This is a genomic window from Amycolatopsis sp. NPDC051371, assembly GCF_040682155.1.
In the GTDB taxonomy this organism is placed as follows: Bacteria; Actinomycetota; Actinomycetes; order Mycobacteriales; family Pseudonocardiaceae; genus Amycolatopsis.
This window is the reverse complement of sequence record NZ_JBFBAG010000013.1, coordinates 1-12001: the sequence shown is the minus strand read 5'-3', so window position 1 is coordinate 12001 and position 12001 is coordinate 1. Positions and strand designations below refer to the sequence as shown.

Sequence of the window (12001 nt, the reverse complement as noted above, 5' to 3'; positions counted from 1 at the left end):
TTCGCCGGGCGACCCTGTGTGGGTGAGCGACGGTTGCGGGAGAACGCGATCACGGCGAGGGTGGGCGCGTTCGATGACGTCTTTCGAGAAAGGCAGAAGCGCAGTGAGCCTGAACCTGAACAAGCTCGTCGACAAGGCCTACGAGGACAAGACGATCAAGGAGCTGCTGGACGCGCCGCCGTCCGCGCTCGAAGGGCTCACGCCGAAGCACGACGAACTGCTGGCCGAGCTGAAGATCAAGACCATCCGTGACCTCGCGAAGTGGAAGTTCGCCGCGAAGGCCCAGGCGCTCGCGACCCTCGCCGACAGCGAGAGCTGACGCCTCAGGCGGTCAGCTCGGCCGCCAGCTCCAGGGCGTGGTCGACGTCCTTCGCGACGTAGTGCAGGTCGATCAGCACTTCGGTGACGCCCTCCTCGCGGGCCACGTCCAGGCACGGCGCCACGTCCGCGACCGTCTCGACCCCGGTACCCGCGCGCGGGTTGATCCGCAGCACGCGCCGCAGGGTGCCGGGGTCACGTCCGGCCTTCTCCGCCGCTTCCCGCGCGACCGACCAGAGGCCGGTCAGGTACTGCTGCGGCATCCAGCCGGCCAGCCAGCCGTCGGCCCGGCGGCCCACCCGGGCCAGCGCCGGCGGCGAAAACCCGCCGAGGAGCACCGGCGGCCGCGGGTCCTGCGCCGGGCGCAGGCCGACCGTCGACGGCGCGATCCGCCACTGCGGGCCCTCGTGCGCCACCGGGTCGCCGGTCCAGATCGCGTCGAGCGCGTCGAGGATCGCGTCGAGCCGCTTGCCGCGCCCGTCCCACGGCACCCCGGTCGCGAAGTACTCCTCGCGCAGCCAGCCGAGCCCGAGGCCGACGTCCAGCCGGCCGCCGCTGGCGAGGTCGAGCGAGGTCAGAGCCCGGGCGAGCAGCACCGGGGAATAGACCGGGCCGGTCAGCGCGCTCATCCCCAGGCGGGCCGTGCGGGTCACGGCGGCCGCGGTGGCCAGCGTGGTGAACGGGTCCGCGAAGGTCTCGAACTCCTTGGGGTACGGGTGCTCCGGCGTCCCGCCGCCCGGGTAGAGGTCCGACGGCTCCCGGGGCGTCAGGATCCGGTCGCCGACCCACAGCGAACCGAAGCCGAGGTCCTCCGCGGCGGTCGCGAAGCGCGCGACGGCGGCAGGGTCGGCGAGGGGGCCGTACTGGGGGAGCGCCAGCCCGAGCCGCATCCCGCTCACCGGTCCACGACGGACGGACGTGGCGGAGCGGCCGGCTGGCCGCTTTTCAGGAGGTCTGGGTGGCGGCGCCCCCGGCCCGGGGCGAAGTCCCGGTTGTCACAACCCGCTTTCCGGGGGTCCGGGATGCTCGTCATGGCGGACATCCTGGCATGATCGGGTGGCCGGCGGGGAGTATTCCGCTGGCCGGCCGGGGTGCGGCGGTCGATCGGGGGGCGCGGTTGCGGGCTCTCGTGAGGCTTGCCGTAGACTTCGGGACTTGGAACGCACTACGGTCATCCCCGCCTGGATGGTGGGGATGATGGAATGCGTCCTCCGGGGCTCCGAGCGATCGGGGCTCCACAGGGGTGTAGCTCAATTGGCAGAGCAGCGGTCTCCAAAACCGCAGGTTGCAGGTTCAAGTCCTGTCACCCCTGCGTAACGGAACTGGTGGAGCGAAGGAGTGGTCGTGAGCGACAGCGACGCCAGCGGCGGCGAGCAGGAGCAGGACGGTACCGGGTCCAAGCCCGAGAGCCAGTCCCGCCCGGTCACAGCCGCTGCCAGGCGTGAACGCCGCGCGACCGCTCGTCCGGCGGGCAAGTCCGCGGCACGTGCGGACGACAAGTCCCGGCCGGCCGGGAAGTCGGGGGAGAAGACCGCCTCCGACGCGAAGGGCGCTCCGACCCCCAAGCGGGACCAGAAGCCGAAGAAGGCGTCGGTGTTCGCGCGGCTGATCCGCTTCATCCGCGAGGTGTGGGCGGAGCTGCGTAAGGTCATCTGGCCGAACCGCAAGCAGATGGTCACCTACACCGTGGTCGTGCTGGCCTTCGTGGTGTTCATGGTGGCCCTGGTCAGCGTGCTCGACCTGGCATTCAAGTGGGGCATCGGCAAGATCTTCGGCTGACGCGCCCCGGCGCGCGCCGATAGGGGCCCAGGTCCCGGCCTGACCCCGACAATGATCAACTGAGAGGACGGAACGTGACCTCCGACAACGGCACATCAGCCGGTCATGACCTGACCGAGCTTTCCGACGAGCAGGTGCACGCGGCACTCGGTGACGAGGAGTCCGCGCACCTCGAGCCCGTCGAGGTGTCCGACGAGGTCGACGAAGCCGCTTCCACCGAAGACGAAGGCACCGAAGACGTGGCCGAGGCCGCGTCCGAGGAATCCGAGGACGAGGCCGAGCCCGCCGCGGACGACGAGGACCCGGTCGCGAAGCTGCGTTCCGAGCTGCTCGCCGCGCCCGGCGAGTGGTACGTCGTGCATTCGTACGCCGGGTACGAGAACAAGGTGAAGACCAACCTCGAGACCCGGACCACGACGCTGGACGTCGAGGACTACATCTTCCAGATCGAGGTCCCGACCGAAGAGGTCACCGAGATCAAGAACGGCCAGCGCAAGCAGGTGCAGCGCAAGGTGCTGCCCGGCTACATCCTGGTCCGGATGGACCTGAACGACGCCTCGTGGAGCGCGGTGCGCAACACGCCGGGTGTCACCGGGTTCGTCGGCGCCACCTCGCGGCCGTCGCCGCTGACCGTGGACGAGGTGCTGAAGTTCCTCGCCCCGAAGGTCGAGAACGAAGCCCCGGCGAAGGGCGGCAAGGGCGAGTCCACCGCGACCGCGGCCCCGCTCGGCGGCCCGGCCGTCGAGGTCGACTTCGAGATCGGCGAGTCGGTCACGGTCATGGACGGCCCGTTCGCCACGCTGCCGGCGACGATCTCCGAGGTCAACGTCGACGGGCAGAAGCTGAAGGTCCTGGTGTCGATCTTCGGCCGGGAGACCCCGGTCGAGCTGTCGTTCAACCAGGTCTCCAAGATCTGACGGCCGCCGCGCGGCCGCAGTCCCCACGTCCACGGCAGGTACGCGGGGAACGTAGTACAGGACAGGAAAAGAAATGCCACCCAAGAAGAAGAAGCTTGCGGCGATCATCAAGCTGCAGATCAAGGCGGGTGCGGCCAACCCCGCGCCGCCGGTCGGCCCGGCTCTGGGTCAGCACGGCGTCAACATCATGGAGTTCTGCAAGGCCTACAACGCCGCGACCGAGTCGCAGCGTGGGGACGTCGTCCCGGTCGAGATCTCCGTGTACGAGGACCGGTCGTTCGACTTCAAGCTGAAGACGCCGCCGGCCGCGCGCCTGCTGCTCAAGGCCGCTGGTGTCGAGAAGGGCTCCGGCGAGCCGCACAAGACCAAGGTCGCCAAGGTCACCTGGGACCAGGTCCGCGAGATCGCCAAGACCAAGGAGTCCGACCTCAACGCGCACGACATCGACCAGGCGGCGAAGATCATCGCCGGCACCGCCCGCTCCATGGGCATCACGGTCGTCGACGCCTGAGGTCTGCAGCACCAGAAGTACGTGGGAGAGCCGGGTGCGGCTCGTCACCACACTGATCCACTTTGACTTAAGGACAGAAGCATGACCAAGCACAGCAAGGCTTACCGCCAGGCTGAAGAGCTCATCGACAAGGCGCGCCTGTATGCGCCACTCGATGCCGCGAAGCTGGCGAAGGAAACCTCCAAGACCAAGATGGACGCGACCGTCGAGGTCGCGATGCGTCTCGGTGTGGACCCGCGCAAGGCCGACCAGATGGTCCGCGGCACCGTGAACCTGCCGCACGGCACCGGTAAGACCGCTCGCGTCATCGTCTTCGCCGTCGGCGACAAGGCCGCCGAGGCCGAGGCCGCCGGCGCGGACGCGGTCGGCACCGACGAGCTGATCGAGCGCATCCAGGGTGGCTGGCTCGACTTCGACGCCGCGATCGCGACGCCGGACCAGATGGCCAAGGTGGGCCGCATCGCCCGCATCCTCGGCCCGCGTGGCCTGATGCCGAACCCGAAGACCGGCACGGTGACCCCCGCGGTCGAGAAGGCCGTGAAGGACATCAAGGGCGGTAAGATCAACTTCCGCGTCGACAAGCAGGCCAACCTGCACCTGGTGATCGGCAAGGCTTCCTTCGACACGGAGAAGCTGGTCGAGAACTACGCGGCGGCGCTGGACGAGATCCTCCGCGCCAAGCCGTCGTCGGCGAAGGGCCGTTACCTGAAGAAGGTCACCTTCACCACGACGATGGGCCCGGGCATCCCGGTCGACCCGCTGCGGACCCGCAACCTCCTTTCCGAGGACGCGAACGTCTGAGTCGGACATCACCGGAAAGGGCGTCCCCGCTTGCTGCGGGGGCGCCCTTTCTTCGTGTCTCATGGAGGTCATGCCGACTTTCGCGTCGTTCGACGGCCTCCGGTTGAACTACACCGTCTGGGAGGGCGACGCCGCCCACCACCCGGTGCTGCTGCAACACGGCTTCGCGGCCGACACGAACGCGAACTGGATCTCGACCGGCGTGGTCGCGGCGCTGCGAAAGGCCGGCCTGACGGTGATCGCCCTGGACGCCCGCGGCCACGGCCGTTCGGAGAAGCCCCACGACGAGCGCCGCTACACGGGCGACAGCATGGCCCGCGACATCTCGGCGCTGCTCGACGAGCTGGGCCTCGACGAGGTGTCCCTGGTCGGCTACTCGATGGGCGCGATCATCGCCCTGGCAGCGACGGCGGCGGACAAGCGCATCCGCTGCCTGGCCACGGGCGGCGTGGGCTCGGGCATCGTCGACTTCGGCGGCGTCGACCTGCGGGTGGTGAAACCGGCGGAGATCGCTTCGGCGTTGCTGGCCGAGGATCCTTCGACGGTCCCGCCGTCCGGAGTGCCGTTCCGGCTGCTGGCCGACGCGGTCGGTGGGGATCGCCAAGCGTTGGCCGCGGTGGCGCTGGCGTCGCAGGAGGGTCACCTCGACCTGTCGTCGATCGGCGTGCCGACGCTGGTCTTGGCGGGAGATCAGGACGTGTTGGCGGCCGAGCCGGAGCGCTTGGCGGCGGCGATCGCGGGGGCGCGGCTGGTCCGGATCCCGGGTGACCACATGACGGCGGTGACGTCGCCGGCGTTTTCCGAGGCGCTGGTCGCGTTCTTGACCGCTCCTCGCTGAGTCAGCTGGTCGGCGGCGCCGCCGGGCACGGCGTGGGTTCGTTGGTGTGCGCGACGATCAGCCACTGGCTCTTCTCGACCTTCTGCACGGTGAACGCGCCGAGCGCCGGACCGCCCTTGATGCCGAACCGGCACGAGCTGATCGTGAACCGGTCGCCGGGCAGGGGCTCCGACACGTACGACGGCATCGACTCGGCGTAGTCGTTCTTGCTGGTGACCTTGCGGTTCAGCTCGTGCACCGCGACCTGGCAGTCGGCGTACCCGAGGTCCTGGGCGAACTTCTGCTGGACGGGCTCGTCCATCCGCCCGCAGGCTTGCGGGACCAGGTTCTGCGCGACGGCGTCGTAGACCTCGCGGACGGCTTCGTACGGGCTGGTCGAGAGGATGTGGTTGGTCTGGTACTTCCCGCCGCCCTCCTGGGCCAGCTGGGCCGACGACTTGCCCGCGTCGTTCGGGAAGAAGTGGTTGTACAGCCAGGTTCCCGCCACACCCAGGATCACGATCGCCAGGACCCACGCGATGACCTTCTTGCCCAGCCAGCTCAGCCACTTCGGTGCCCGCCGGCGCTCGGCCGGGACGAGTTGGTAGCCCGGGGGAATGGCCGGCGGTTGCCCGCCCTGCTGCGGCGGGACCGCCTGGACCACCCCGGCATCGGGGGAGGGTGCCGGATGGTTGCCTTGCTGGGACTGCGTGAACTTCAAGTAGTCCTGGAACTGCTGGAATTGCCTGAACTGCTCCAGCTGGTCCGGATCCATCGGCGGCTGAGAAGCGGGCGCGTTCGAGCCCGTTGGTTCGATGTCCGAGCCCGGCTTTCCGTCATCGCGCTGCTCCGCCACGTGACCATGATGCCCCACGCCGCCTCGAACGTGGGGGTGGAGAAGGGGTGTCGGCTTGACAAGGTATAGTTCCAGACGTTCTACCGAAGACCGCTGGTTTTCCCCGTTCGCACGGGGAACGAAGGTCCCGCACTCGCCGGGCGGCCCGCGCAGGAGGAACGAGGCTCGGCACCACCGTGTGCCGTACAACGCCCCGCGCCTGCTTGCGCGAGGGCGTTTTGTCGTTTCGGGGGCCCCTCGACGCCAGTGGAAACACTAGCCAAGAGAGGAGGCGACCATGGCGAAGCCCGACAAGGTGGCGGCCGTCGCCGAGATTGCGGAGAGCTTCCGCACCAGCTCGGCCACCGTCGTTACCCAGTACACCGGCCTCTCCGTGTCCCAGCTGTCCCAGCTGCGCCGCGCTCTCGGCACCAGTGCCAAGTACCGGGTCGCGAAGAACACCCTCGTCAAGCGTGCTGCCGAAGACGCCGGCGTCACGGGTCTCGAGAACCTGTTCGTCGGCGCGACCGCCATCGCCTTCGTCGAGGGTGAAGCGGTTGACGCCGCCAAGGCGCTTCGCGACTTCGCGAAGGACAACAACGCGCTTGTGATCAAGGGCGGCTACATGGACGGCAAAGCGCTGTCCGTGGACGAGATCAACCGGATCGCCGATCTCGACAGCCGTGAGGTCCTGCTCTCCAAGGCAGCGGGCGCGTTCAAGGCGAAGCTGTCCCAGGCCGCCGCGCTGTTCCAGGCGCCGGCGTCCCAGGTCGCCCGCCTGGCTGCCGCGCTGGAGGAAAAGCAGCGCGAAGCCACCGGTACCGAAGCAGCCGAAGCACCCGCCGAGAGCTGAACCACCCCCCACCCCGAACTTTCTGGTTCGTTTTTCTGAGAGGAAGCCATCATGGCGAAGCTGAGCACCGCCGAGCTGATCGACGCCTTCAAGGAGCTCACCCTCCTCGAGCTGTCCGAGTTCGTGAAGGAGTTCGAAGAGGTCTTCGACGTGACCGCCGCCGCGCCGGTCGCCGTCGCCGCCGCCCCGGGTGCCGCTGCTGCCCCGGTCGCCGAGGAGCAGGACGAGTTCGACGTCATCCTCGAGGGCGCGGGCGACAAGAAGATCCAGGTCATCAAGGTCGTCCGTGAGGTCGTCTCCGGTCTGGGCCTGAAGGAGGCCAAGGAGCTGGTCGAGGCCGCTCCCAAGGCCCTCCTGGAGAAGGTCGACAAGGAGGCCGCCGAGGCCGCCAAGGAGAAGCTCGAGGCCGCGGGCGCCAAGATCTCCATCAAGTGATCTCGGGCGCGTAAGCGCCGAAGCATCACCCGCGAAAGGGCGGGCACCCACTCGGGTGCCCGCCCTTTCGTCTGCCCGGTTGTTGCATCGACGGCCCCCGCAGCGACTCGATGACCATGACCGACCCCGAGCACATCGAGCTCCTCGCGCAGCAGCTGTCCGCGCCCCAGCCCCTGCTGACCCTCTCCGCGGCGGCGGTGGCGGTGCCCGTGTTGTTCCTGCTGGTCGTCGCCGCTTTCACCGTGATCCCCTAGGAGCGGTGTCCGAATAGCCCCGGGTCCCTAAATCGTGGGTTCCGGGCTTCGGGGATCTGCGTCGTTGCCCCGAATGGACTACGTTGCCTGCAGTTGCCGATCACGGCGGGGTGACGATGGAACCAGGGCTGGCCAGAAAAGAAAACTGGTGAGTAACCTGTTCGCACTCAGCTCGTTGCACCTGGTTGACGCGGGTTCTTGGGGCGCCAGGCCCGCACCCGCCGCCGGCATGGGGTGGCATGGGTGTGGCAGCGGGCGCAATGACGCGGAACAGCTCCTGGAGGTGCGATGGGTGCCGAGGTGGTCATCGAAGGTCTGACGAAGTCCTTCGGTAAGCAGGCCATCTGGCGGGACGTCACGCTGACGCTGCCTCCGGGCGAAGTGTCGGCGATGCTCGGACCGTCGGGAACCGGCAAGTCGGTGTTCCTCAAGTCGATGATCGGGCTGCTCAAGCCCGACCGCGGCCGCTGCGTGATCAACGGTGTCGACATCGTCACCTGCTCCGAGCACAAGCTGTACGAGATCCGGAAGCTCTTCGGCGTCCTCTTCCAGGACGGCGCGCTGTTCGGCTCGATGAACCTCTACGACAACGTCGCCTTCCCGCTGCGCGAGCACACGAAGAAGTCCGAGACGGAAATCCGCCGGATCGTCCTCGAGAAGCTCGACATGACCGGTCTGAACGGCGCCGACAAGAAGCTCCCCGGCGAGATCTCCGGCGGTATGCGCAAGCGCGCCGGCCTCGCCCGCGCCCTCGTGCTCGACCCGGAGATCATCCTGGTCGACGAGCCGGACTCGGGCCTCGACCCGGTCCGCACCACCTACATCTCGCAGCTGTTCCTCGACGTCAACGCGCAGATCGACGCGACGTTCCTGATCGTCACGCACAACATCAACCTGGCCCGCACGGTGCCGGACAACCTGGGCATGCTCTTCCGCAAGGAACTGGTCATGTTCGGCCCGCGCGAGGTGCTGCTGACCAGCGAGGAGCCGGTCGTCAAGCAGTTCCTCAACGGCAAGATGCAGGGTCCGATCGGCATGTCCGAAGAGAAGGACTCCGCGCAGATGGCCGCCGAGCAGGCGATGTTCGACGCCGGTCACCACGCGGGCGGCGTCGAGGACGTCACCGGGGTGCCGCCGCAGATGCAGACGACACCGGGCGTGCCGACGCGGATGGGCGGCGTCCGCCGCAAGGACCGGGTCATGGAGATCATGCACCGGCTGCCGGACGCCGCGCAGCAGAGCATCATCGCCTCCCTGTCGCCGGACGAGCAGCGCCACTACGGCGTCAGCCCCCGCCGGGTCGCGCAGGCCCAGCAGCAACAGCAGCAGGCCCCGGTGGGCGCCCGGCAGGGTGACGGCGTCCCGAACCAGCACCACGGCCAGCTGCCCGCCGACCAGGTCGCCCGGATCCCGGGCGGCGGCCAGCCGCCGAGACCCGGCACGCACCGGATGCCACCGAGCAACGGGCCAGGTGGCCGGTGAGTTCTCCCGCATCACAGGCGAAGATTCCCGGGATCGGCATGCTCCGCGAAACCGGGAACCTGTTCGCCCTCGGCCTCGACATCATCCGTGGCCTGTTCCAGCGCCCGTTCCAGCTGCGGGAGTTCATCCAGCAGTCGTGGTTCATCGCGAGCGTGACCATCCTGCCGACGGCCCTCGTGGCGATCCCGTTCGGCGCGGTCATCTCGCTGCAGTTCGGTTCGCTCGCCCGTCAGCTGGGCGCGCAGTCCTACACCGGCGCGGGCTCCGTGCTCGCCACCGTGCAGCAGGCCAGTCCGCTGGTCACCGCGCTGCTGGTGGCGGGCGCGGGCGGCTCCGCCGTCTGCGCCGACATCGGCGCGCGCACCATCCGCGAAGAGATCGCCGCGATGGAGGTGCTCGGCGTCTCCGCGGTGCAGCGGCTGATCGTGCCGCGCACCCTCGCGATGATGCTGGTCGCGCTGCTGCTCAACGGCATGGTCAGCGTCATCGGCGTCCTGGGCGGCTACTTCTTCAACGTCGTGCTGCAGGGCGGGACGCCGGGTGCGTACCTGGCGAGCTTCTCGGCCCTCGCGCAGCTGCCCGACCTCTGGGTCGGTGAGTTCAAGGCGCTGATCTTCGGGTTCATCGCCGCCGTCGTCGCGTCCTACCGGGGTCTCAACCCCTCCGGCGGCCCGAAGGGCGTCGGGGACGCGGTGAACCAGTCGGTGGTCATCACGTTCCTCATGCTCTTCGTCGTGAACTTCGTGATCACCCTGATCTACCTGCAGATCGTGCCCGGAAAGCTGGACTAGCGCCATGACGTTCCTCCAGGGCGCGAAACGCGTCGCCAACCGTCCCTTGCAGACACTGGACACCCTCGGTGACCAGATGTCGTTCTACGGCCGCGCGCTCCTGTGGACGCCGCGAACCCTGCGCCGCTACACGAAGGAAGTCCTCCGGCTGCTGGCCGAGGTGAGCTTCGGCTCCGGCTCGCTCGCGGTCATCGGCGGCACGGTCGGCGTGATGGTCGGCCTGACGCTGTTCACCGGCGTCCTCGTCGGCCTCCAGGGCTACTCGGCGCTGAACTCGATCGGGACGTCGGCCTTCACCGGCTTCCTGACGGCGTTCTTCAACACGCGCGAGATCGCGCCGCTGGTCGCCGGGCTCGCCTTGAGCGCCACGGTCGGCGCCGGGTTCACCGCGCAGCTCGGCGCGATGCGGATCTCCGAGGAGATCGACGCGCTGGAAGTCATGGGCGTGCCGAGCCTGCCGTACCTGGTGACGACGCGGATCATCGCCGGGTTCGTCGCGGTCATCCCGCTCTACATCATCGGCCTGCTGAGCTCGTACCTCGCGTCACGACTGGTCGTCATCTACATCTACCACCAGTCGGCCGGTACCTACGACCACTACTTCGACCTGTTCTTACCACCGCAGGACGTGCTCTATTCGTTCATCAAGGTGCTGATCTTCAGCGTGCTGATCATCCTGTCGCACTGCTACTTCGGGTACCGGGCGACCGGCGGGCCGGCCGGGGTCGGCGTCGCGGTCGGCAAGGCGGTCCGGCTCTCGATCGTCACGGTGTCGATCATGAACTTCTTCATCGGCTTCGCCATCTGGGGAACCGACGTCACGGTAAGGATCGCGGGATGAGGACGCTCCGACGCAGGCTGCTGGGCCTGGCGCTCATCGCCGTGATGGTCGGCGGGGTGGCACTGTCCATCGCCATGTACGACAAGGCGTTCACGTCCGTCGTCACGGTCAAGCTGCAGGCCGACAAGATCGGCAACCAGCTGATCAAGCAGTCCGACGTCAAGGTGCGCGGGCTGATCGTCGGCTCGGTCAAGGACATCGTCGCCACCGACCACGGCGCGGAGCTGACGCTCGCGCTCAGCCCGGAGTCGGCGAAGCTGATCCCGGAGAACGTCTCGGCGCGGTTCCTGCCGAAGACCCTCTTCGGCGAGCGGTTCGTCTCGCTGGAGATCCCGAAGGACCCGTCGGCCAGGACGCTGGCCAGCGGCGACGTCATCCCGCAGGACCGCACGTCGAGCGCGATCGAGCTGGACCAGGCGTTCGAGCACCTGATGCCGGTGCTGCAGGCGGTGCAGCCGCAGAAGCTGTCGGCGACGCTGACCGCGATCTCGACCGCGCTGCAGGGCCGCGGCGACCAGCTCGGCGACACGCTGACGCAGCTGGGCACCTACATCGGCGAGCTGAACCCGCACGAGCCGGAGCTGCAGCACAACCTCAAGGCGCTCGCGGAGTTCTCCGACCACCTCAAGGACGCCGCGCCGGACCTGGTGCAGAGCCTCGACAACCTGAGCACGACGACCCGGACCGTGGTCGACGAGCAGCAGAACCTGTCGAACCTCTACGGCAGCCTGACCCAGGCCTCGGTGGACCTGCAGACGTTCCTGCAGAACAACAAGGAGAACATCATCTCCCTCGCCGACACCGCCCGGCCGACGGCCGAGCTGCTGGCGAAGTACGCGCCGGAGTACCCCTGCGTGATCTCCCAGATGGCCGACAACGTGCCGCTGATCGACCAGGCGCTCGGCAAGGGCACGAACCAGCCCGGCCTGCACGCGACGATCGAGATCATCGTGCCGCGCGGGCCGTACGAAGCGGGCAAGGAGGAGCCGCGGTTCGACGACAAGCGCGGCCCGCGGTGCTACGACATGAAGGACATCCCGAAGCCGTTCCCGTCGGAGCCGCCGGACGGCGCGTTCCAGGACGGCACGAAGCACCAGACCGCGCCGAAGACCGTGGCCGACGGCCTCAACCCGGCCAAGTTCAAGGCCGACGCGGCCGGCGGCAACGGTAGCGGCGGAGATTTGGCCTACTCGCCCGCGGAGCAGGGATTCTTGGCCGACCTCCTCGGCCCGCAGCTCGGCATGAACGCGGCCGACGTCCCGGGCTGGAGCTCACTGCTCGTCGGACCGCTCTACCGCGGGGCGGAGGTGACGGTGAAGTGAGGGGCCTGCTCGCACCGCTGATCAAGCTCGGCGTCTTCGTGGTCG

Annotated in this window: 15 protein-coding genes and 1 tRNA gene; 14 read left to right on the top strand and 2 right to left on the bottom strand. The window is 68.5% G+C overall.

The features are described from left to right. Positions 1–103: 103 nt before the first annotated feature. Positions 104–319 (top strand): hypothetical protein, encoded by a 216-nt coding sequence (locus AB0M59_RS17795; protein WP_364616005.1) that lies wholly within the window; start codon positions 104–106, stop codon positions 317–319. Positions 320–323: 4 nt separating this feature from the next. On the opposite strand, the gene AB0M59_RS17790 is transcribed toward AB0M59_RS17795, so the two are convergent. Next, positions 324–1208 carry a TIGR03619 family F420-dependent LLM class oxidoreductase gene (locus tag AB0M59_RS17790; RefSeq protein ID WP_364616485.1) on the bottom strand — a complete coding sequence of 295 codons (885 nt, stop codon included), beginning with the start codon at positions 1206–1208 and terminating at the stop codon, positions 324–326. 349 nt (positions 1209–1557) lie between these two features. Between AB0M59_RS17790 and AB0M59_RS17785 the strand changes: the two genes are divergently transcribed. The 6 genes from AB0M59_RS17785 to AB0M59_RS17760 all read left to right on the top strand — a co-directional run bounded on the left by AB0M59_RS17785 (position 1558) and on the right by AB0M59_RS17760 (position 5164). Further along, positions 1558–1630 (top strand) — tRNA-Trp (locus AB0M59_RS17785). 26 nt (positions 1631–1656) lie between these two features. Next, positions 1657–2097 (top strand): preprotein translocase subunit SecE, encoded by a 441-nt coding sequence (gene secE / locus AB0M59_RS17780; protein WP_364616002.1) that lies wholly within the window; start codon positions 1657–1659, stop codon positions 2095–2097. A gap of 74 nt (positions 2098–2171) precedes the next feature. Next, a complete protein-coding gene (nusG, locus tag AB0M59_RS17775; RefSeq protein WP_364615999.1) occupies positions 2172–3014 on the top strand; it encodes a transcription termination/antitermination protein NusG in 843 nt (280 codons plus the stop codon). 73 nt (positions 3015–3087) lie between these two features. Next, positions 3088–3525: a 50S ribosomal protein L11 gene (gene rplK, locus AB0M59_RS17770; protein ID WP_364615996.1), complete on the top strand. Its 438-nt coding sequence runs from the start codon at positions 3088–3090 to the stop codon at positions 3523–3525. Between the two features lie 81 nt (positions 3526–3606). Beyond that, on the top strand, positions 3607–4326 hold the full coding sequence (gene rplA / locus AB0M59_RS17765; RefSeq protein ID WP_364615993.1) for a 50S ribosomal protein L1: 720 nt from the start codon (positions 3607–3609) through the stop codon (positions 4324–4326). Positions 4327–4396: 70 nt separating this feature from the next. Further along, on the top strand, positions 4397–5164 hold the full coding sequence (locus AB0M59_RS17760) for an alpha/beta fold hydrolase (RefSeq protein WP_364615990.1): 768 nt from the start codon (positions 4397–4399) through the stop codon (positions 5162–5164). A gap of 1 nt (position 5165) precedes the next feature. Here the strand turns inward: AB0M59_RS17760 and AB0M59_RS17755 are convergent, their stop codons facing one another. Continuing rightward, positions 5166–5999 (bottom strand): hypothetical protein, encoded by an 834-nt coding sequence (locus AB0M59_RS17755; RefSeq protein WP_364615987.1) that lies wholly within the window; start codon positions 5997–5999, stop codon positions 5166–5168. Between the two features lie 277 nt (positions 6000–6276). On the opposite strand from AB0M59_RS17755, the gene rplJ reads away from it, so the two are divergent. From rplJ to AB0M59_RS17720, 7 genes are all read left to right on the top strand, one after another. Then, complete coding sequence (gene rplJ, locus AB0M59_RS17750) at positions 6277–6831, top strand: 50S ribosomal protein L10 (protein ID WP_364615985.1); 555 nt, start codon at positions 6277–6279, stop codon at positions 6829–6831. Positions 6832–6882: 51 nt separating this feature from the next. Beyond that, entirely contained in the window at positions 6883–7266 is a 384-nt protein-coding gene (gene rplL, locus AB0M59_RS17745) for a 50S ribosomal protein L7/L12 (RefSeq protein WP_364615983.1), read from the top strand. 116 nt (positions 7267–7382) lie between these two features. Next, positions 7383–7520: a hypothetical protein gene (locus AB0M59_RS17740; RefSeq protein WP_364615981.1), complete on the top strand. Its 138-nt coding sequence runs from the start codon at positions 7383–7385 to the stop codon at positions 7518–7520. Between the two features lie 288 nt (positions 7521–7808). Continuing rightward, positions 7809–9002, top strand: coding sequence for an ABC transporter ATP-binding protein (locus tag AB0M59_RS17735; protein WP_364615979.1), 1194 nt, complete (start codon positions 7809–7811; stop codon positions 9000–9002). A gap of 38 nt (positions 9003–9040) precedes the next feature. Next, a complete protein-coding gene (locus tag AB0M59_RS17730; protein ID WP_360676183.1) occupies positions 9041–9793 on the top strand; it encodes an ABC transporter permease in 753 nt (250 codons plus the stop codon). A 4-nt stretch (positions 9794–9797) separates the two neighbouring features. Continuing rightward, positions 9798–10634: an ABC transporter permease gene (locus AB0M59_RS17725; protein WP_364615977.1), complete on the top strand. Its 837-nt coding sequence runs from the start codon at positions 9798–9800 to the stop codon at positions 10632–10634. Beyond that, positions 10631–11956 (top strand): MCE family protein, encoded by a 1326-nt coding sequence (locus AB0M59_RS17720; RefSeq protein WP_364615975.1) that lies wholly within the window; start codon positions 10631–10633, stop codon positions 11954–11956. The genes AB0M59_RS17725 and AB0M59_RS17720 overlap by 4 nt, the downstream gene beginning before the upstream one ends. Positions 11957–12001: the final 45 nt, after the last annotated feature.

Coding starts and splice junctions, on each gene's coding strand:
- AB0M59_RS17790 (WP_364616485.1), bottom strand. CDS start 1,208: ATGCGGCTCGGGCTGGCGCTCCCCCAGTACGGCCCCCTCGCCGACCCT.
- AB0M59_RS17735 (WP_364615979.1), top strand. CDS start 7,809: ATGGGTGCCGAGGTGGTCATCGAAGGTCTGACGAAGTCCTTCGGTAAG.
- AB0M59_RS17720 (WP_364615975.1), top strand. CDS start 10,631: ATGAGGACGCTCCGACGCAGGCTGCTGGGCCTGGCGCTCATCGCCGTG.
- AB0M59_RS17725 (WP_364615977.1), top strand. CDS start 9,798: ATGACGTTCCTCCAGGGCGCGAAACGCGTCGCCAACCGTCCCTTGCAG.
- rplK (WP_364615996.1), top strand. CDS start 3,088: ATGCCACCCAAGAAGAAGAAGCTTGCGGCGATCATCAAGCTGCAGATC.
- AB0M59_RS17730 (WP_360676183.1), top strand. CDS start 9,041: ATGCTCCGCGAAACCGGGAACCTGTTCGCCCTCGGCCTCGACATCATC.
- rplL (WP_364615983.1), top strand. CDS start 6,883: ATGGCGAAGCTGAGCACCGCCGAGCTGATCGACGCCTTCAAGGAGCTC.
- AB0M59_RS17760 (WP_364615990.1), top strand. CDS start 4,397: ATGCCGACTTTCGCGTCGTTCGACGGCCTCCGGTTGAACTACACCGTC.
- rplA (WP_364615993.1), top strand. CDS start 3,607: ATGACCAAGCACAGCAAGGCTTACCGCCAGGCTGAAGAGCTCATCGAC.
- rplJ (WP_364615985.1), top strand. CDS start 6,277: ATGGCGAAGCCCGACAAGGTGGCGGCCGTCGCCGAGATTGCGGAGAGC.
- AB0M59_RS17740 (WP_364615981.1), top strand. CDS start 7,383: ATGACCGACCCCGAGCACATCGAGCTCCTCGCGCAGCAGCTGTCCGCG.